Annotated in this window: 19 protein-coding genes; 15 read left to right on the forward strand and 4 right to left on the reverse strand. The window is 50.7% G+C overall.

What is annotated here, in order from left to right:
- Positions 1-18: 18 nt before the first annotated feature.
- From hisC to cysM, 12 genes are all read left to right on the forward strand, one after another.
- Positions 19-1155 (forward strand): histidinol-phosphate transaminase, encoded by a 1137-nt coding sequence (gene hisC / locus ACOI06_RS11230; RefSeq protein ID WP_420662681.1) that lies wholly within the window; start codon positions 19-21, stop codon positions 1153-1155.
- The gene (locus ACOI06_RS11235) at positions 1155-2030 is read left to right on the forward strand and encodes a prephenate dehydrogenase (protein WP_420662682.1); all 876 of its coding nucleotides are present in this window, start codon (positions 1155-1157) and stop codon (positions 2028-2030) included. Before hisC ends, ACOI06_RS11235 begins: the two co-directional genes overlap by 1 nt.
- Positions 2027-3358, forward strand: a complete 1332-nt coding sequence (aroA, locus tag ACOI06_RS11240) for a 3-phosphoshikimate 1-carboxyvinyltransferase (protein ID WP_420662683.1) — start codon at positions 2027-2029, stop codon at positions 3356-3358. Before ACOI06_RS11235 ends, aroA begins: the two co-directional genes overlap by 4 nt.
- Before the next feature lie 9 nt (positions 3359-3367).
- The gene (gene cmk, locus ACOI06_RS11245) at positions 3368-4039 is read left to right on the forward strand and encodes a (d)CMP kinase (RefSeq protein WP_420662684.1); all 672 of its coding nucleotides are present in this window, start codon (positions 3368-3370) and stop codon (positions 4037-4039) included.
- A 294-nt stretch (positions 4040-4333) separates the two neighbouring features.
- Positions 4334-6052 (forward strand): 30S ribosomal protein S1, encoded by a 1719-nt coding sequence (gene rpsA, locus ACOI06_RS11250; RefSeq protein ID WP_420662685.1) that lies wholly within the window; start codon positions 4334-4336, stop codon positions 6050-6052.
- 15 nt (positions 6053-6067) lie between these two features.
- On the forward strand, positions 6068-6364 hold the full coding sequence (locus ACOI06_RS11255; RefSeq protein ID WP_420662686.1) for an integration host factor subunit beta: 297 nt from the start codon (positions 6068-6070) through the stop codon (positions 6362-6364).
- 379 nt (positions 6365-6743) lie between these two features.
- Entirely contained in the window at positions 6744-7067 is a 324-nt protein-coding gene (locus ACOI06_RS11260) for a LapA family protein (protein ID WP_420662687.1), read from the forward strand.
- A gap of 18 nt (positions 7068-7085) precedes the next feature.
- On the forward strand, positions 7086-8321 hold the full coding sequence (gene lapB, locus ACOI06_RS11265) for a lipopolysaccharide assembly protein LapB (RefSeq protein ID WP_420662689.1): 1236 nt from the start codon (positions 7086-7088) through the stop codon (positions 8319-8321).
- Positions 8322-8496: 175 nt separating this feature from the next.
- Complete coding sequence (rfaE1, locus tag ACOI06_RS11270; protein WP_420662690.1) at positions 8497-9426, forward strand: D-glycero-beta-D-manno-heptose-7-phosphate kinase; 930 nt, start codon at positions 8497-8499, stop codon at positions 9424-9426.
- Positions 9423-10436 carry an ADP-glyceromanno-heptose 6-epimerase gene (gene rfaD / locus ACOI06_RS11275; RefSeq protein ID WP_420662691.1) on the forward strand — a complete coding sequence of 338 codons (1014 nt, stop codon included), beginning with the start codon at positions 9423-9425 and terminating at the stop codon, positions 10434-10436. The genes rfaE1 and rfaD overlap by 4 nt, the downstream gene beginning before the upstream one ends.
- 88 nt (positions 10437-10524) lie before the next feature.
- The gene (locus tag ACOI06_RS11280) at positions 10525-11010 is read left to right on the forward strand and encodes a hypothetical protein (protein WP_420662692.1); all 486 of its coding nucleotides are present in this window, start codon (positions 10525-10527) and stop codon (positions 11008-11010) included.
- Between the two features lie 119 nt (positions 11011-11129).
- Positions 11130-12050 (forward strand): cysteine synthase CysM, encoded by a 921-nt coding sequence (gene cysM, locus ACOI06_RS11285; protein WP_420662693.1) that lies wholly within the window; start codon positions 11130-11132, stop codon positions 12048-12050.
- 18 nt (positions 12051-12068) lie between these two features.
- Here the strand turns inward: cysM and mltB are convergent, their stop codons facing one another.
- The gene (mltB, locus tag ACOI06_RS11290; RefSeq protein ID WP_420662694.1) at positions 12069-13211 is read right to left on the reverse strand and encodes a lytic murein transglycosylase B; all 1143 of its coding nucleotides are present in this window, start codon (positions 13209-13211) and stop codon (positions 12069-12071) included.
- A gap of 436 nt (positions 13212-13647) precedes the next feature.
- Between mltB and ACOI06_RS11295 the strand changes: the two genes are divergently transcribed.
- From ACOI06_RS11295 to cysQ, 3 genes are all read left to right on the forward strand, one after another.
- Complete coding sequence (locus ACOI06_RS11295; protein WP_420662695.1) at positions 13648-14397, forward strand: electron transfer flavoprotein subunit beta/FixA family protein; 750 nt, start codon at positions 13648-13650, stop codon at positions 14395-14397.
- Between the two features lie 2 nt (positions 14398-14399).
- The gene (locus ACOI06_RS11300; protein WP_420662696.1) at positions 14400-15329 is read left to right on the forward strand and encodes an electron transfer flavoprotein subunit alpha/FixB family protein; all 930 of its coding nucleotides are present in this window, start codon (positions 14400-14402) and stop codon (positions 15327-15329) included.
- Positions 15330-15423: 94 nt separating this feature from the next.
- Complete coding sequence (cysQ, locus tag ACOI06_RS11305) at positions 15424-16269, forward strand: 3'(2'),5'-bisphosphate nucleotidase CysQ (protein ID WP_420662697.1); 846 nt, start codon at positions 15424-15426, stop codon at positions 16267-16269.
- A gap of 1 nt (position 16270) precedes the next feature.
- Here cysQ and ACOI06_RS11310 read toward each other — a convergent pair whose 3' ends face one another.
- From ACOI06_RS11310 to ACOI06_RS11320, 3 genes are all read right to left on the reverse strand, one after another.
- Complete coding sequence (locus tag ACOI06_RS11310) at positions 16271-17695, reverse strand: CoA transferase (protein ID WP_420662698.1); 1425 nt, start codon at positions 17693-17695, stop codon at positions 16271-16273.
- A gap of 104 nt (positions 17696-17799) precedes the next feature.
- Positions 17800-19086 carry a formimidoylglutamate deiminase gene (locus ACOI06_RS11315; RefSeq protein ID WP_420662699.1) on the reverse strand — a complete coding sequence of 429 codons (1287 nt, stop codon included), beginning with the start codon at positions 19084-19086 and terminating at the stop codon, positions 17800-17802.
- Entirely contained in the window at positions 19083-19682 is a 600-nt protein-coding gene (locus ACOI06_RS11320; RefSeq protein WP_420662700.1) for a HutD family protein, read from the reverse strand. Before ACOI06_RS11320 ends, ACOI06_RS11315 begins: the two co-directional genes overlap by 4 nt.
- Positions 19683-19718: the final 36 nt, after the last annotated feature.

The raw sequence follows: 19718 nt of genomic DNA on the forward strand, positions 1-19718 counted from the left end.
CTTTCTGACAGGGTCACTATGAGTCAAGATAATCCTGCACTGCAGGCGCCTGAATATATTCAGGCTATTCAGCCGTATATTCCCGGAAAACCCATCGAGGATTTGGTGCGTGAGTACGGTTTGTCACCAGAGAACGTGGTGAAACTGGCTTCCAATGAAAACCCCATGGGCATGCCGGCCTCAGCACGGAAAGCCATTGAGTCCGTGATCAGCGGATTGAGCCGTTACCCCGATCCGGGTGGTTACGACTTAAAGCAGACGATTGCAACGCGATTGGATGTGCCTGCATCTTGGGTCACGTTGGGCAATGGCTCGAACGACATCCTAGAAATGTTGGGTATAGCTTTGCTGGATCAGGACAGTGCAGCTGTCTATTCACAATATTCGTTTGTGGTTTATCGCTTGGCGACACAAGCCCGAGGTGCGCAACACCGTATGGTGCCAGCAGTGGATTATGGACATGACTTGCCAGGCATGCTTCAAGCCATTGATGAGCAAACACGGGTTGTGTTTATTGCCAACCCGAACAATCCGACTGGGACATTTTTAGGTCACGACGCAATTGAGTCTTTTGTGTCGCAGGTCTATCAGCGTTTTGGTAGCCGTGTCACTGTGGTGTTGGATGAGGCGTACAACGAATTTATTGAACCTGACCAACGTGTTGATAGCGTGTCGCTCGTGCGTCGTTATAGCAATGTGGTCGTGACTCGTAGTTTTTCTAAAGTATATGGGTTGGCAGGTTTGCGCGTTGGTTACGCATTGGCTCAACCTGCATTGACAGAGCTGTTGGCGCGTGTGCGTCAACCTTTTAACGTCAATACCTTGGCACAAGTAGCAGCGATTGCCGCTTTGGCTGATGATGCATTTGTCACTGCTAGTGCGCAGAATAATGCACAAGGGAAAGACGTTCTGCAAAGTGGTTTTGAAAAACTGGGTTTAACGTATGTGCCCAGTTTTGCGAACTTTGTGCTCGTGAAAGTGGGTGATGCAGTAGGTATTAACCAAGCTTTGTTAAAGCGCGGTGTGATTGTGCGACCAGTGGCCGCAGATGGTCTACCCGAATGGTTGCGAGTCACCATCGGTTTGCCCCATGAAAACCAACGTTTTCTGGACGCATTGACCGAAGTGCTTCAGACTGCTGAACGGTCTGCTTGATGAAATCGAATAAGCGGATTGAAACTTTAGCCATCATCGGCGCGGGGCTGATTGGTGGCTCATTTGCGCTTGCGCTGAAAGAAGCGGGTCGAGTTGAACGTGTTCTAGGGGTCGGGCGCAGTCTTGAATCCTTGGAGCAAGCCAAAGCGCTCGGTGTGATCGATGAAGTGGCGACGTTGGAACAAGCGGCTCAAGAGGCAGATCTGATTCTGGTTGCTGTGCCAGTGGGGGCGTTTGCAAATGTTTTTGCAACGCTTAAACCACATTTGACAGATCGTGTGATCTTGACCGATGCGGGGAGCACTAAAGGCAATGTGGTGAAGGTGGCACGCGAGTTTTTGCAAGAACGCGTATCTCAGTTTGTGCCAGCACACCCGATGGCAGGCTCACATTTATGTGGTCCAGAAGCGGCGCGCGCAGATCTTTACGTTGATCGTAAATTGATTTTATGTCCTTTGCCAGAAAATGCACCTGAGACGGTTCGTGTTGTGGAGTCCATGTGGCGCGCCTGTGGCGCACGAATTTTAGAGATGCCTTGGGAGCAGCATGACGAAGCTGTTGCTGCAATCAGTCATTTGCCACACTGGTTAGCCGCCATGTACGTTTATCAAATCACACAGGCAGCCGATGCTGACGTGAAGTTTGAGGTTGCAGGCACAGGTTTTGCGGATTTTACTCGCGTGGCGCAAGGCTCTGATGAGATGTGGCGAGATATTTTCATGGTCAATCGGGATGCGGTGTGTTCACAGTTGGCTGAGTTTGAGACTCAGTTGGCACAAGCCCGAGAGGCTTTGGAACGAGAAGATTTTGACTGGATCGTGCAAATGCTCAGAGTGAGTGCAAAAGCACGTCAGGATTGGGAGAAACAAAGGTGAGTTCAAAATTGCCAACATTGCGTTTGAAGCCGGTTCAAAGCGCACAAGGTGTGGTGGATTTGCCGGGTTCTAAGAGTATTTCAAACCGTGTGTTACTGCTGGCTGCGCTGACCAAGGGCAGTACCGTGGTGCGTGGGTTGCTGGATTCTGATGATACGCAAGTCATGCTTGCTTCACTCAAAGCACTCGGTGTTGACATCGAGATGTTGAGTGAGGATACGGTTCGGGTGACAAGTCAGGGAAGTTTGGCGATTGATCCGGTTGAACTCTTTTTAGGGAATGCTGGAACCGCATTTCGCCCATTGACTGCTGCGCTTGCTCTGTCACAAGGGACTTATCGATTGGATGGGATTGCGCGTATGCGTGAGCGTCCGATTGGTGATTTAGTCGATGCATTGCGCCAACTGGGTGCCAATATCCAGTATCTACAAAACCCGGGCTACCCACCCTTGCAAATTGAGCCTGGTGATATTTGCGGTGAGTCAGTTTTGGTGAAAGGCTCGGTGTCTAGCCAATTTCTGACAGCTTTGTTGATGGCTGCACCTCTAGTGACGCAGCAGACAGAGCGAGATCTGGTGATTAAGGTTGATGGGCAACTGATCTCTCAGCCCTATATCGATATCACCTTGAAGATGATGGCGCAGTTTGGGGTTCAGGTGGCGCGTTTGACGCAAGATGATGGCTCACCAGCATTCCGAATTGATGCGCAATCAACCTATGCGTCTCCGACAGAGATTCAGGTGGAGGGCGATGCGTCTTCAGCCTCGTATTTTCTTGCGTTAGGTCTTTTAGGCGGCGGACCGCTGACAATTCGAGGCGTTGGTTCGACCAGTGTGCAAGGTGACGTCGGTTTTGTAGAACACATCCGTGCCATGGGTGCAGAGGTTGAAATGCAGGCGCATGAGATGACTGTGAGTGCCCAGGGTGTGGCCAATGGGGCGCGATTGCGTGCCTTTGATACCGATTTCAATTTGATTCCGGATGCCGCAATGACGGCCGCGGTTCTTGCGGCTTTTGCGGATGGTCCGTGTTATTTGCGAAATATTGGAAGTTGGCGCGTCAAAGAAACCGATCGGATTGATGCTATGCGCAACGAACTACGCAAGTTGGGTGCGACTGTTGAATCGGGTCCGGATTGGCTTTGTGTGCATCCGATTGAGACAGGGCAGTGGCGTTCAGCCTCGATAGCAACCTATGACGATCATCGGATGGCAATGTGCTTTTCTTTGATGGCATTTGGATCAGTGGATGTTGTGATTGAAGATCCTGACTGTGTTTCAAAGACCTTTCCGACCTATTTCTCTGTATACGACACCTTAGTGAGTTGAGGTTCAGATATGAATACTGCAACAACCATCCCTGTGATTGCGATTGATGGGCCAACTGCCTCGGGTAAGGGAACTGTCTCGGCACGGATTGCCAAGCAACTTGGCTGGCATATGTTGGATAGCGGTGCCATTTACCGGATTGCCGCTTTTGCGGTGTTGAAGGCGGGTATTAATCCCGAAGATCATGCGCATGCGTTGGAGTTGATTCGTAAGATCAAGATTCGTTTTGAGGACGATCGTGCATTTCTGGACGAGCAAGACGTCACACAAGAGATCCGTCAGGAGCATGTCGGTAATCTGGCCTCAAGGCTGGCCCCGAATGCAGAATTACGTGCTGCATTGCTAGAACTGCAAAGAGATTTCAAAAGAGCACCGGGTTTGGTGGCAGACGGGCGCGATATGGGAACCGTGGTGTTTCCAGATGCGACCCTCAAAATCTATCTGGAAGCTGATGTTGAAGCGCGGGCACGCCGCCGTTATCAACAGCTAGTGATTCAAGGTAAGCAAACCAAGCTTGAAGCGGTTTTAGCCGATCTGCAAAGTCGGGATGCGCGGGACATGGAGCGTGAAGTGGCGCCGCTAAGACCTGCAGAGGATGCGCAACGCATCGATTCATCTGAACTTTCGATTGATGAAACAGTGGATCGGATTCTCTCGTGTTGGGAAGCGGTGAAGCAATAATTCCAAGTCGATTGTTTCCTGCATTTTGGGCTGGACGGTTTATTTTTATAAAGTCCATCTAACTTCTTGATCGATAAAGAAAACTCTGTTAAATTACTGAGTTCCTTCTGTAATTGGTTTGTCTGTCTGCCAGAAATGGCTGGTTTTACAGATGAAATGGTGCGCAGAGAGGAGACGAAATGGCTGTGCTTAGGGTATTGAATGTTGTGAGCCCGATGTGCAGTGTTTACTAACACCACTCCTTCGTACAGGGGTGTGATTACGGGCCCGATGGGCCACTCGGATATATTTTACATGTCAACTCAACCAACTATGGCCGACCTGACCGGCGGCGTCAGTTTTGCAGACCTCTTTGCTCAAAGTCTTGAAAATCAGGATATGAAAGCAGGTGAGGTGATCTCTGCTGAAGTGATTCGCGTAGACCACAACTTTGTCGTTGTGAACGCAGGATTGAAATCGGAAGCCTTGATTCCGATTGAAGAGTTTTTGAATGACCAGGGTGAACTGGAAGTCAGCGACGGCGATTTCGTGTCTGTTGCGATTGATTCACTCGAAAACGGTTACGGCGATACCATTTTGTCACGTGATCGTGCCAAGCGTCTGTCAGCATGGCTGTCGCTGGAGCAAGCCCTCGAAAATAATGAGCTGGTGACCGGTACGATTACAGGCCGTGTCAAAGGCGGTTTGACCGTGATGACGAACGGCATCCGTGCGTTCTTGCCTGGTTCATTGGTCGATACGCGTCCTGTGAAAGACACAACGCCGTTCGAAGGCAAAACAACAGAATTCAAAGTGATCAAACTTGATCGCAAGCGTAACAACGTCGTGTTGTCACGTCGTGCCGTGCTGGAAGCCAGCATGGGCGAAGAGCGCCAGAAACTGCTCGAAACCTTGCAGGAAGGTATGGTCCTCAAGGGTATCGTCAAGAACATCACCGACTACGGTGCGTTCGTGGACCTCGGTGGTATCGACGGTCTGTTGCACATTACCGATATGGCATGGCGTCGTGTGCGTCACCCATCTGAGGTCTTGAGCGTTGGCGAAGAAATCGATGCAAAAGTCCTGAAGTTCGACCAAGAAAAGAGCCGCGTCTCATTGGGCGTCAAGCAATTGGGCGAAGATCCATGGATCGGTTTGTCACGTCGTTACCCACAAGGTACACGTCTGTTCGGTAAGGTGACCAACCTGACCGACTACGGTGCATTTGTTGAAGTAGAAGACGGTATTGAAGGTTTGGTCCACGTTTCAGAAATGGATTGGACGAACAAGAACGTTGATCCACGTAAAGTCGTGACATTGGGCGATGAAGTCGAAGTCATGGTTCTGGAAATTGACGAAGACCGCCGCCGTATCTCCTTGGGTATGAAGCAGTGCCGTGCAAACCCATGGGAAGATTTCTCTGCAAGCTTTAAGCGTGGCGATAAAGTCAGCGGTGCCATCAAATCCATCACCGACTTCGGTGTGTTTGTGGGTCTGCCTGGCGGTATCGACGGTCTGGTGCACTTGTCTGACCTGTCATGGTCAGAGAATGGCGAAGAAGCCGTGCGCAACTTTAAGAAAGGCGACGAAATTGAAACCGTGGTTCTGGCAATCGACACCGACAAAGAGCGTATCTCTCTGGGCGTGAAGCAGCTGGAAGGCGATCCATTCAATAACTACGTGGCTACAAACGATCGTGGTGCCGTGGTTCAGGGTACTGTGAAATCAGTTGAGCCTCGCGGTGCTGTCGTGACATTGTCACTGGACGTGGAAGGTTATCTGCGTGCATCAGAAATGTCGACAGGTCGTGTTGAAGATGCCACAACGTTGATGAAAGAAGGCGACAACATTGAAGCCATGATTATCAACGTGGATCGTAAGACACGTTCTATCCAGTTGTCGATCAAAGCACGTGACAGCGCTGAAACAGCTGAAACCATGCAGCGCATGACCGAAGCCGGTGCGACCAGCGGAACCACCAACCTGGGTGCTCTGTTGAAAGCCAAGCTGGATCAGGCTCGCGACGGCGAGTAATCGGGTCGTTTTATCGTGACGAAATCAGAATTGATCACGGCAATCGCGCAGAGCTATCCTCAGCTCAGCGCGAGCGATGCCGACATCGCTGTTAAGACGATACTCGAAGCCATGACCGATTCCTTGGCGAACGGTCAGCGGATTGAGATCCGTGGCTTCGGTAGCTTCTCACTTTCTGAACGTTCACCGAGAGTGGGACGCAACCCGAAAACTGGTGAAAAAGTACAGGTGCCTGGTAAAAAGGTGCCGCATTTTAAGGCGGGTAAACAGCTTCGCGAAGAGGTTGATTATAAAAATCAAACGAAGAACTAAAGCGAAGCTTTAATATCAGCCTGATAGGGGCGAACAAATTCAAATGGATTTGTTCGCCCCTGTTTTTTGGGAAACCGATTGCACATAATGTGTAATTTTTTCTCAAACGCAAAAAAGCCCACGGGCTGGGCTTACCAACAACAAATTCAGGTAAGCAAGACCATGGGCGATACCGTGCACAATATAACCAAAGTCGACATGCTTAGCAAAGAACTGATTTTTGTGTACTGTTAAGCAGAAGCGTCTGAAATTGTTAGCCTAAGAGGCTGAATGAGGAACGTTTCCATCTGAATGTGTGTTTGCAAGGCTCAGTCGACTTGCGGTCGGTTTACAATGCGTCAGACACTCCCACACTTCGCCTTTTCTGGGGTAGAAAAACATGCGCTATGTAGTCTGGACAATCCGCCTAATTATTTTTATTGCAGTTCTTTTATTTGCTTATCACAATGTGACGCCAGTCGACGTTGTGTTCTACGACGGCGTGAGCTTGTCCGATGTGCCCTTAATTGTGGTGCTTTTGGTGACTTTTGTGATTGGTGCCGTGTTTGGTGCCATTTTAATGATGCCCGGACGTTGGCGGCGTTGGCGCGAATCAGGTCGTTTGCGCAAAGACTTGTCTAAAGCCAAATCATCTGCTCGTCCCACAACTGAGAAAGCAGCGCAAGGTTCGCCAGCAACGCCGTCAGATGTCGCGCCGTTATAAACCGAAGGAAAGATAGCAATGGATTTTGAGTCCTGGTGGTTGATTTTTTTACCACTTCTGTTTGGCTTGGGTTGGCTCTCTGCGCGGTATGACTTAAGGCATATGATGAGCGAAAGTCGCACATTGCCTGATTCCTATTTCAAAGGGCTGAACTTTTTACTTAATGAGCAGCCTGACCGAGCCATTGATGCATTTATCGAAGTCACGAAGCTCGATACGGAAACGACGGAGCTGCACTTTGCACTCGGAAACTTGTTTCGCAGACGTGGTGAGATGGAGCGTGCGATTCGGGTGCATCAAAGCCTTTTATCAAGATCGGATTTGCCTGCACGTGATCGTGAGCATGCTTTACATGAAATTGCGCAGGATTATTTGAAGGCAGGCATGCTGGATCGGGCTGAAATGGCGTTTCAGGAATTAAGTGATACGCGCTATGGCAAGCGTGCCGCTAAAGCGCTCGTACGCATCTATGAAACAGAGCATGACTGGCCACGGGCGATTAAAGCGGTCCAGAATTTAGGCAAACTCACGGGTGAGTCGGTCCCGCAAGCCGTTCATTACCATTGTGAGCTAGCTGAGTTGTCGTTGGCCAAGCCCAAGCCTGATACTGAAACGGCCATGAAAGAAGTTCGGCAAGCGATGGATTTGATTGCCCGGGATGCGCAAGCAACACAAGCTTCGAAAGCTCGGGTGCAAATGACATTGGCACAAATTGCACAAGCTAATCAGGATGTTCTGGCGCAGCGTACGGCGCTTTTAGGTGTTTTAGAGCAAGCACCTGGTTATGCAGGACTGATTGCATCGGCGCTTGTGGAGAATTTCAAGCAAACAAATGAGCAAGCTGATTTGCTCGTGCGTTTGTCAACACATTACGCAGATTATCCGTCACTGGATTTGTTAAGTGTGTTGTTCGTCTTGAAGCGAGAGTATGAAGGATCGGCTGCGGCTTGGAAGTTTATGCGCGAAGCTTTGCGCCATAACACCAGTTTGCTTGCGTTAAATCGTGCATTAAGTCTTGAGCTCCCACAACAAGAGAGTTCGGTTGAACCCAGTGATGAGATGATTGAAAAAAACCCAATGACCCCTGATTTGGTGTCACAGGTCATTGGGCCGCATACGCAGCGTTTGGATCGCTATAGTTGCCAGACTTGTGGTTTCCAAGCCCGTCAGTTTTACTGGCAATGCCCAGGTTGCCACAGTTGGGAGACTTATCGTCCGCTGCGGCTTGAAGAGCTTTCTGGCGCAAAGGTTTAAAGATCAGCACGTTCAGTTCGCAACATCAAACGAATGAACGTTGCTTTGATAGATGTAGATGATTGATAGCTCAATGACAAGGATCATGGAGGAATCGAGAATTGGGGTGTGCTGAGAACAGTGCGCCATGCTATCCCACCTCAGGGGAAGTGCCTGAGGCGTCTCGAAAAAATTGATGAAAGCATTTCCGCGACTGGCGGTGCGTCAGACCCGTATTCTGATTATTGGTGACATTATGCTGGACCGTTACTGGTTCGGTGAGGTTGAGCGTATTTCACCGGAAGCACCGGTACCTGTCGTGCATGTGGCCCGTCGTGAAGACCGTCTTGGCGGTGCTGCGAATGTGGCGCGAAATGCCCGCGCATTGGGTGCTCAGGTCATGTTGGCCGGGATTATAGGAAAAGATGAGGCTGGGCAAGCCGTTCAAGGTTTACTAGAAGCGGATGGCATTGAACACGCATTGATTCAGGATGTGGACTTTCCGACGATTGTGAAGATGCGGGTTCTGGCGCGACAGCAACAAATGATGCGAGTCGATTTTGAACAAAAACCAACGCAAGCTTGTGTGAGTCGGTTGACACAACAACTGTTGGATCAGATTGATAAAGCCGATGTGCTCGTGCTATCAGACTATGCCAAAGGTGTGCTGGGTCAAGTCGAAGCACTGATTGCGCATGCTCGAAAGCGTGAAATCCCTGTGTTGGTGGATCCTAAAGGTTTGGATTATGAGCGTTATGAAGGTTCTAGCTTAATTACTCCGAATCGCGCAGAGCTGCAACAGATTGTCGGTTTGTGGCAGAGCGAAGCAGAACTGGAAGAAAAAGCCCAGTTGTTGCGTCAGAGATTGAATCTGGAAGGCTTGTTGGTCACGCGCTCTGAACAAGGTATGACGCTGTATACAGATCGTCAGCGAGCCCACGAAGATGCGCAAGCACAAGAGGTGTTTGATGTCTCAGGGGCAGGTGATACTGTGTTGGCAACCTTGGCAGTGATGCGAGCGACAGGGGCTTCTTGGGAGCAAGCGATGCAGTGGGCGAACCGCGCAGGTGGTATCGTTGTCGGTAAATTAGGGACGTCCACAGTGACGGCGGAGGAAATGGAATGATTATTGTGACTGGCGCAGCCGGGTTTATTGGTTCAAATTTGGTGCGCGGCTTAAATGCGAAAGGCTACGACAATATTCTTGCAGTGGATGACCTGACAGATGGTGATAAGTTCGTCAATCTGACGGACTGTGTAGTCTCAGATTACATGGATAAGGCAGAATTCCTGCGCCGCTTCCAGGCGGATGATCTGGGCCAGGTTCGTGCTGTGTTGCATCAGGGTGCTTGTTCAGACACGACCGAACGCAACGGACAGTTCATGATGGAAAACAACTATGTGTATACCCGTGAGTTGTTTGAGTGGTGTCAGCGCCGCAGTGTGCCCTTTTTGTATGCTTCCTCAGCAGCCGTCTATGGTGCAGGACCTGTTTATGCAGAAGGTCTTGAAAATGAAAAACCGTTAAACGTCTACGGCTACTCAAAATATCTGTTTGACCAATATCTGCGCCGACATGCCAACCGTCTCAGTGCGCAAGTGGTGGGGTTGCGTTATTTCAACGTCTATGGTCGCAATGAACAACACAAAGGCCGGATGGCGTCTGTGGCGTATCACAATATGCTGCAGTTCTTAGAAAACGGCAGTGTGCGGCTCTTTGGTGGATGGGATGGCTATGACAATGGCGGACAGATGCGCGATTTTATTGCCGTCGAAGACGTTGTATCAGTCAATTTGCACTTTCTGGAGCACCCCCATGTGAGTGGCGTCTTTAACTGCGGTACAGGCCGTGCGCAACCATTTAATGATGTGGCTCAAGCGGTTGTGAATACGTTGCGACAGGCACAAGGCCAAGATACGCTGGAACTTGAAAAAATGATTGCACAAGGTCTGGTGCAATATGTGCCATTCCCGGATGATCTGAAAGGGCGTTATCAGAGCTATACGCAAGCCGATACGACACGTTTGCGCAACGCGGGCTATACAGCGGACTTTATGGATGTGCAGACAGGTGTCGCCAATTACGTGCAACACCAGGTGCAATCTGGTCAGTTGCCAGGTATTAAGACGGCATAAATCCGCAAGGACTGTTGCACGTATTACGTCTGTTCGTGCTGAACAGAACCCGACATGATGTGGCTTTAGCTTGATTGAGGGGCGCATCGTGTTGGGACGTCGCAAAATATTCAATTTGATGGGTGGAGTTTGGCTCCTTTGGATGCTGGGCGGTTTAGGGTCGGCGCAAGCTTTGGCTGCCGACTTTGGAGATCAGCCGACTTCATGGCAGGTTGCGGTGCTAGAGCCTGCATTTTGGCGTGACGCTCGTCTACAGGCTTTTCTGACCGCATCAACACATCAACGCGCTAATCAGCGCAAAAAACCCACACAAAAACAAAATCGGAGTCGACACACGTCCACACAGTTTGGCCAGAATGCTTCGCGCAGCACATCACGCAGCACGGACTGGTCATTTCCTGATCTATCATCTGCACGTCAGACACCTTCTTCAGCGAAGCGCCCAAAGCGTCGAGCTGCCAAAAAGCGGCGTCAGTCAGGTCGTGCCGTGTCGAGACGAGCCTCACAACGCGTGCGAAAAGAGTCTGTGAAGCCAGAGATTTTTCAGATTGAACTCAGTTCAGATACCCCGTGAGGCTCCCTACAAAACGTCAAAATGCGTAGGTTAATGGGCTAGTGAGGGAGAAATGCCGATAGAATTTGTGCTGATTGCAGTACGCTCAGCAGATCGGCTGAGACTTTTTGGATAAGAAAATGAACACACACACAAACTTACCGACGATTGAACAAACCGTCGGACACACACCTCTGGTTCGCTTGCAGCGCATCGCGGGAGAATATGGCGAGGCTCGCGGTAATGTCATTTTGGCGAAGCTTGAAGGGAACAATCCGGCCGGATCAGTGAAAGATCGTCCTGCACTTTCCATGATCCTAGAGGCAGAAAAGCGTGGCGAAATTCGTCCAGGCGATACGCTCATTGAAGCCACTAGCGGAAACACCGGTATTGCGTTGGCGATGGTAGCTGCCATGCGCGGTTATCGCATGATTTTGATCATGCCAGATAACCTGTCGATGGAACGACGCGCTTCGATGGCTGCGTATGGTGCGGAGATTATCCTGACACCCGCTAAAGAGGGTGGCATGGAATATGCACGTGACTTGGCTGCAAAAATGGTTGAGGAGGGTAAAGGCAAGGTGCTGGATCAGTTTGCCAATCCAGACAATCCACTGGCGCACTTTAAAACCACTGGGCCGGAGATTTGGACGCAAACTCAAGGTCGTGTGACACACTTTGTGAGCGCGATGGGTACAACGGGTACCATCATGGGCACTTCCCAGTATCTCAAATCACAAAACCCCAATGTTCAGGTCATTGGTGCACAGCCAGCAGAAGGCTCTCAGATAGCCGGTATTCGTGCTTGGCCCGAAGCTTATTTACCTGCCATTTATGATGCCAGCCGAATTGATGGCTTTGAAACGATCGAGCAAACCGAAGCTGAGGAAATGACTCGAGCATTGGCCAGCCAAGAGGGGATTAGCGCGGGTGTGTCCTCAGGTGGTGCGCTGGTGGCCGCGATGCGTGTGGCGCAGCGTGTTGAAAATGCCACCATCGTCTTTATTGTGTGTGATCGGGGTGATCGTTATCTCTCAACGGGGTTGTTTGATCCCCGTTGAGGTGAGGTCGTCGGCTGACTACCGAATTTCTTGGGCAAGTTGCGCAACTGATGTGGCATAGAAGTAGCTGCGGTTGTATTGAGTGAGCGCAAAGAAATTCGGGGTCGCCACAAGATACTGTACATAGCCTGTGCGTGCCGTGGGTAGATCAATCACCCCCAGTGGCAATGATTGCCACGAGGCTGCTGGAATCTGGCTGTTTGACGCGGTTGCGCCGGCGTGTTCTAAGTCGGACCATGTGAGCGTAGGTTCAAGTCCGCCTGTGACCAGTTTGCCTGCGTCTGCTGGTAGTGTGACCGGTGCAAACACAGGGGCGCCTGGGACCCAGCCATGTTGACGTAAAAAGTTTGCCACTGAAAAAATGGCGTCGTCCAGATTGTGCTCTAAATCAATCGCACGAGGCGGTTGAGCCGAGACCGCATATTCTTTAATGCTGGTGGGCATAAATTGGCCTAAACCAATGGCTCCCGCAAATGATCCCAATTGGGTATGCGCGTTTAATTTTCCCTTGACGTGCAACTCGAGTAAGTCCGCTAACTGTGTTTGAAAGAGTTCTACGCGTTGCGCTCTTTTTGGGTGTTCGGGGTAGTCGAAAGCCAATGTGGTGACAGTGTCGAGCACTTTGTGATTGCCCATGTGCTGACCGTAGAGTGTCTCAATGCCAATGATGGCTGCGATGATGGAGGCTGGCACACCATACTTTTTTTCTGCTTGCATCAAAGTCTGCGCATGTGCTTGCATGAAAGCACGACCGCGTTCAATGCGGATCGGTTCCACAAAACGCTTACGGTAGGTGGGCCAATCGCGAATGATCGGTCCACGCCCATCTGGACGTGGTGTCATCAGACGTCGTGCAGTCTCATCATATTGTGCTTCGCTCAGCAACTGAGCAACAGGCTGTTCAGGTAGTTGGCGTTCTGCTACGACTGAGCGATAAAACGTCTGCACATCGGGTCTTGCCAGAAAGCCCACTTGCAGTGACTGTTCAGGCTTTGCTGCCAGTTTGGCTGGTGCCGTGGTGGGAGTTGCGGTTTTTATCGTTTCAGCGATCACCGCTTTAGGTTGTTCAGCAGGTGTCTGAACAGGGGGAACGGCCGTAGCGCAGCCGGTCATTAAAGCAGTGATGCATAAGAGCTGGCAGGTTTTTGCTAAATGCGACATAAAAAGTTCCGATGAACAATGCGTTAGATCCCGATGCTGAAACTCAGAGGGCTTTTCAGCGACAACGAATCAAATTATGCTGGACACGGTCTTTGCGGGCAAGTTTGATTGCGAATTGGTTTGCCAAACTGACAAAACTGAGTGAATAAAACCAAAATGTCTCATTATTTAAGATGTTTTATGCCTGTATTTAGAAGAAAACGTTGTTAGACGGTTACAATCAGGGAGGCTAGATTGTGATTGATGACATGTCCAGCGCGAAAACACGCCCTGTGTCATTGGTCTCTGTTGGCTCATTTGCCCGTTGAATTTAGCGAACAAGTTAAAGATTTTTATGGTGACAATCTGTGTCAGGCTAGCGTGCGCGTTGTGCGTACCTTTTTGCGAAGGTTGTTGCCGTCGTCATTTGTGTTGATAAATCTCTGGAGAACCGTAGATGAAGGTGTTGGTGCCGGTTAAACGCGTTGTAGACCACAACGTCAAGGTGCGGGTCAAGTCGGATCAGACAGGCGTAGATATCGCCAGCGTCAAGATGTCCATGAACCCGTTTGATGAAATTGCGGTGGAAGAAGCAACGCGCCTGAAAGAAAATGGTGTGGTCACTGAAATTGTTGCCGTCTCTTGCGGTGTTGCACAGTGTCAAGAAACATTGCGTACAGCCATGGCAATTGGTGCGGATCGCGGTGTGTTGGTGCAGACCGACGCAGAACTGCAGCCCTTGGCTGTTGCCAAACTGCTTAAAGAGCTGGCTGCTAAAGAAACGCCTGATTTGATTATTTTGGGTAAACAAGCAATTGATGATGATGCCAACCAGACTGGTCAGATGCTGGCCGCATTGCTGGACTGGCCTCAGGCAACGTTTGCCAACAAAGTTGAGGTTGCAGACGGTAAAGCGATTGTGACGCGTGAAGTCGACGGTGGTTTGGAAACCATCGAAATGGCATTGCCCGCCATTATCACGACAGACTTGCGTTTGAACGAGCCACGCTATGTGACCCTGCCAAACATTATGAAAGCCAAGCGCAAGCCGCTGGAAACCGTGACCCCAGAAGATCTGGGTGTTGATGTCACACCGAAGCTCAAAACACTGAAAGTGGCTGAGCCTGCCGAGCGTGCAGCGGGTGTGGTGGTTCCAGATGTTGCAACGCTGGTCGATAAACTGAAGAATGAAGCAAAGGTGATCTAATTATGTCAGTCCTTGTTATTGCTGAACACGATAATGCCGAATTGAAAGGCGCAACGCTTAATGTGATCGCGGCCGCATCCCAGTTGGGTGGTGATGTCCATGTACTGGTTGCTGGTCAAGACGCTGCTGCTGTTGCAGAACAAGCCGCTAAGATTGCAGGCGTTGCTAAAGTCTTGCTGGCCGATGGCGAGTCTTTGAAAGACGGTCTCGCAGAAAATGTGGCTGCACAGGTTCTGGCAGTGGCCGATGGCTACTCACACATTCTGTTCCCAGCGACAGCAGCTGGTAAAAACACAGCACCTCGTGTTGCTGCCAAACTGAATGTCGCTCAGGTGTCTGACATTACTGCGATTGAATCGGCAGATACGTTCCAGCGTCCAATTTATGCAGGTAACGCTGTTGCGACCGTGCAGTCAGAAGATCCTGTGAAAGTCATCACCGTGCGTACAACAAGTTTTGATGCAGCACAAGCCGAAGGCGGCAGTGCTGAAGTCCAGTCTGTTGATGCGGTGGCTGACTCTGGTAAAAGCAAGTTTGTGGGCCGCGAAATCGCCAAGAGCGATCGTCCCGAACTGGCTGGCGCCAAAGCTGTGGTGTCTGGTGGCCGTGGTATGGGTAGCGCAGAGAACTTTAAAATTCTCGATGCATTGGCTGACAAGCTCGGTGCAGCGCTGGGTGCATCCCGTGCAGCCGTTGACGCAGGCTATGCGCCTAACGACTGGCAGGTTGGTCAAACCGGTAAGATTGTGGCGCCTCAGTTGTATGTCGCAATCGGAATCTCTGGTGCCATTCAGCACTTGGCCGGTATGAAAGATTCTAAAGTCATTGTGGCCATTAACAAAGACGCAGAAGCACCAATCTTTGGTGTGTCAGACTACGGTTTGGTTGCTGATTTGTTTGAGGCAGTGCCTGAGTTGACCAACAGCCTGTAATGGTTGAATACCAACGGTTTTAAGACCGTTGTGTGTCATTCGCGTGGGGGATGTTCCGATGATGGAGCATCCCCCATTTTTTTGGAGTTGAAGCATGTTGCAACCCTCTTGGCTTGACGAAGTCTTGACCCTTGCTCGTGAAGCGGGCTTGGCTACTTTACGGTTTCATCCTTCGAGATCTTCTGAAGAGGCTCAGTCAGACGTGAGTAATCAAGCGAATTCGAACGACATGAATGTTCGTCAGAAAGCAGATGCCAGTCCGGTGACTGAGGCAGACTTGCAGGCAAACCAGATCATTGTGGACGGTTTATCTAAGATCTCGCCTGATATTCCCATTGTGTCTGAAGAGTGTCCGGGCTCTGAGCGTTTTCTGAGTCAAGAAGGACAGTTCTGGTTGGTGGATCCATTGGATGGTACGCGTGGGTTTGTGGCAGGTGATGATGAATACACCGTGAACCTGGCTTTAATTGACCAAAGTGTGTCTGTCTGGGGTGTGGTTTATGCACCGATTAGTGATCGTCTGTACTGGGGTGGTGCTCAAATGGGGAGTCGTTTGTCAGCGCAAGGTGAACAACGCGCTTTGCAGTTGCAAACCTTATCTGAATTACCGACTGTGACGCGCGTGCTGGCCAGTAAAGCGCATTTGGGTCCCAAGACAGTGTCGTTTGTGGAACGCCTGGGCAATACTGAGATGATTCGCATTGGAAGTTCGCTCAAGCTCTGTCTGATTGCACAAGGGCAGGCAGATTTGTATCCGAGACTGGGATTGACTTCGCAATGGGATATTGCGGCTGCTCAAGCCGTTCTCGAAGGCGCAGGCGGAACCGTTTGCGACCTACACGGAAAACCTCTGCGTTACGGACAAAGTGATTTAGAAAATCCGTATTTTGTGGCAAGCCGCATTGATTATGCGGCTTGGCAACATCTTGTGGACGTGTAGGCTACAGCCACTGAGCTAGATGTGAACCCGTGGGGGCTGACGGCAATTCCCAGCGCGCAGGCGTGCGAGAAAACTGCGCCACAGGTGGTAACTGATCTAGCAAGCCATAAGCACCTTGGCTCTGACCAAGTCGTGGTCGTAAGACCTCACTAAAGTGACGGGCAGGTGCTGTAGGGTCGTATGTGGCTTGTAAACCCAAAGTCTGAGTCCACATGGATGTCCGTGCCAAAGAGACTTTGACATGGTAGCTGCCACCTTCATTGGCGCGTCGGATGAGCGCCATCATGACACCGGCTGCACCGAGATAACCGGTGAGGTAATCGTTGAGCAGATAGGTGTTGACCAGACGTGGTTTGCCTTGACCACCCTCATTAACACAAACGCCGGCCGCAGCCTGTCCAAGCTGCTCAAACCCCCCTCGATCACCCCATGGGCCTTCGTCACCATAAGATGACACACTGACGTAGATAATACCGGGTCTGATTTGTGCTGCATCTTCAGCGCCCAAACCTCTGGCGGCGATTCGACCAGGTCGCCAGGATTGCACAATGACATCCGCCTGGCTGATTAAATCGCGCGCTTTAGCCAAATCTTGAGTTTGATTCAGATCCAGAAATGCACTGCGTTTACCAATGTTGGTGTCCATGGTTTGTTGAACAGGGTCTTGCATCAATGGGGCTGAAACTCGCAGTACATCGGCACCGTGTTCTGCCAGAGACCGGGCAATGACAGGGCCGGAAATGACATGCCCCAAGTCGAGCACTCGAATCCCTGACAGTGGGCGTTGGGCTGCGATGGGTAGTTCTGGAGTGCTGTCACCAATTTTAGTGACTTGAATGACGGGTTGAGTCGAGAGCCACTGGCCTTGCGGATGGGCGAGCCATTCCGCAGGGGTTCTGGCATAGCAACCCGGTAGGCGTCGCTGTGCAAACGCATCTTCAATATCGGCCGCATCCCAGCTGGCAATCGCTTCAGTGAGGGCAGTTTGCGTATTAGCACAAGCTAGCGTTTCAAGAATGCCGTCACGCAATAATGGATAAGGGCCACCCACCGGGAAGAACCAACGGTCGTCGCGTGTACGGTAAAAGTCGGCTTTGAAGTGTTGCAGCAAGGTTAACGCAGGAACTGCATAGCCGTTTTGACGCTGAAAATACCCTGGATTCAGGGCGCACGTGGCTTGCATCCAATCAATGCCGATCGTCTGGTGGCGCTGGTGCATCAAATGCCACCATTGCTCGACACTAAACGCAAATGCTCCAATCGCACTGGCCGAGGCGACAGGTAGTTTATGCGCACTATCTAATAGGGGAACTTCACCGTGAAACCGAATGCGTTCCAAGTGATCCAGACTGGCCCAAGGTGCTTGTTGTAAAAGGGTGTGGATGGCTTGGCGGGCTTGTTGGTCCGCCGATGTGGTCTCTAGCATGATGGAGTCCCCGTTGTCTGATTGTGTCGTTCAACATAGCATGTTGGCGCACAACCAGACATGGAGATTTCATCACTTGTGAGGATTGGGCGGTGATCAAAGACTTATTGATTGCGCAGCAATTTTGCGCTTGGCGTAGAAAAAATCCAGGCGTCCAGTTGGTGCTCTGGTTGAATCCGCCAGAAATTGTCTTGCGTTAAATCTAATTCAAACCAATCCGCACGTTGTCCGACGGCTAGCCCTCCCAAGGGCAGGCCGCTTGCCGCATGACCGCCTTGTAAGGCACGTTCAAATAAAACGGTTGCGCTGGCTTGTTGCCCGCCTGTCACGTTAGAGGCAATGTTTCTTTGATGTTGTGTCAAGCGTTGACTGTATTCGAGCAAACGCAGTTCTTCGCTCACATCACGGTTGACATGGCTGTCTGTTCCAATACTCCAACTCAGATTCGATTTGAGTGCGCTCGTTAAATCAAATACCCCATCGCCCAAGTTGGCTTCGGTCGTAGGGCAAATGACAACACTTGCACCGGTTTTAGCGAGGGCTTGGATTTCCTGAGGTGTGGTGTGGGTCGCATGAACTAAATGCCAGTTGTGATCAATGTCGATGTGTTCGGTTAACCACTGCACGGGTCGGGCACCCAGATGCGCTAGACAGTCTTCAACTTCCTTCTTCTGTTCGGCAATGTGAATGTGAATTGGGGTGTCTTTGGGTAATGCGGCAGTGAGTTCGCGTATGGACGTGGGATCGACTGCCCGTAAGGAGTGAATCGCAACACCAGCGCGTAATCGGTGTGTCAGATTGTTTTTCTGGCTATAAGCTTGGATGCGGGTTTGCAGATCGAGGATCATATCGGGCGTGCCTGCAAACCGCCTCTGATCCTCTTGCAAACCTGGGTTACCAAAACCCCGGTGCATGTATAGCGTTGGCAGCAGTGTCAGACCGATTCCGGTTTCTTGCGCTGCTTGAACGAGCGCCCAGCACATTTCAGCAGGATCCGCATAGGGTCGTCCTTGTGGATCGTGATGAACGTAATGAAATTCACAAACGTGCGAGTAACCACCGTCAAGCAGTTCGCGATAAAGTTGTGTGGCAATTTCTCGCAAATCATCTGGCGTGATGCTCAAGGCAATCTGATACATGGTCTGGCGCCAGCGCCAGAAGTTGTCACCTTCGGGACTGCCGCGTTCGGTTAATGCAGACATGGCCCGCTGAAAAGCGTGACTGTGTGCATTGGTGATGCCTGGCACGATGGTGCTTTTGTGCTGCGCATCGGCAGGGGGCGTGGTGATGTTGGGCGTGATCTGGGTCCAGTGACCAGTTGAATCGATTTCCAACAACACTTGTTGGGCCCACTGACCTTGAATCCAGGCTTGTTGTGCAAAAAGCTTCATGATGGTATCCGTAGCAAAATAACGCCAATAATCTGGCCGTTTTGTAATGTGAGATCTGACAAGACTTCAGCGACATTGGGCTCGTTGTACCAGAACCAATGACGCTCGGGTAGATCGTGGCGGCCTTGTAAGTCAGCGACCCGTGTCTGTGTTTGCGTATAAAAACCAGCAAACACAATTTTAGATGCAGTGTCGGTCTGTTTTTGGAATGGCTGGGCAATATTGCTTGCAGTGAATCGCCAAACCCGAGCGGTGTAAGCCCCTCTAAGCATGACATTGAATGCCATAGCAGGACCTTCTATTAATTGACAGTCACAGGGCCAGTCACCATCAAACTGAAAGGGCGCTGAATGTACATCCAGAGCTTGTGTTTGGTTGGGTAACGTGAGTAATAAACGCCCTTGAAGTAGCGTGTGCCAACGCTGTGTGCCTGGCAGCTTAGAGTAGGGTGCACTGGTTTCGATGGTGGCAACTGAAATGCGTAATGACCAGTTGTTCGCATCGGGCCAAACCTGTAGCGTGCGAGTTAGGCCAGCGCCATTGACCCAAGCTTCTTCAGGATGATCGCTTAGCGCAGTGTGTGACCAATGTTTCATGTGGATTTCAAATGGTTGAATAAGGTGGTTTGAGTC

The organism is Orrella sp. 11846, assembly GCF_048820935.1.
Classification (GTDB): Bacteria; Pseudomonadota; Gammaproteobacteria; order Burkholderiales; family Burkholderiaceae_B; genus Algicoccus.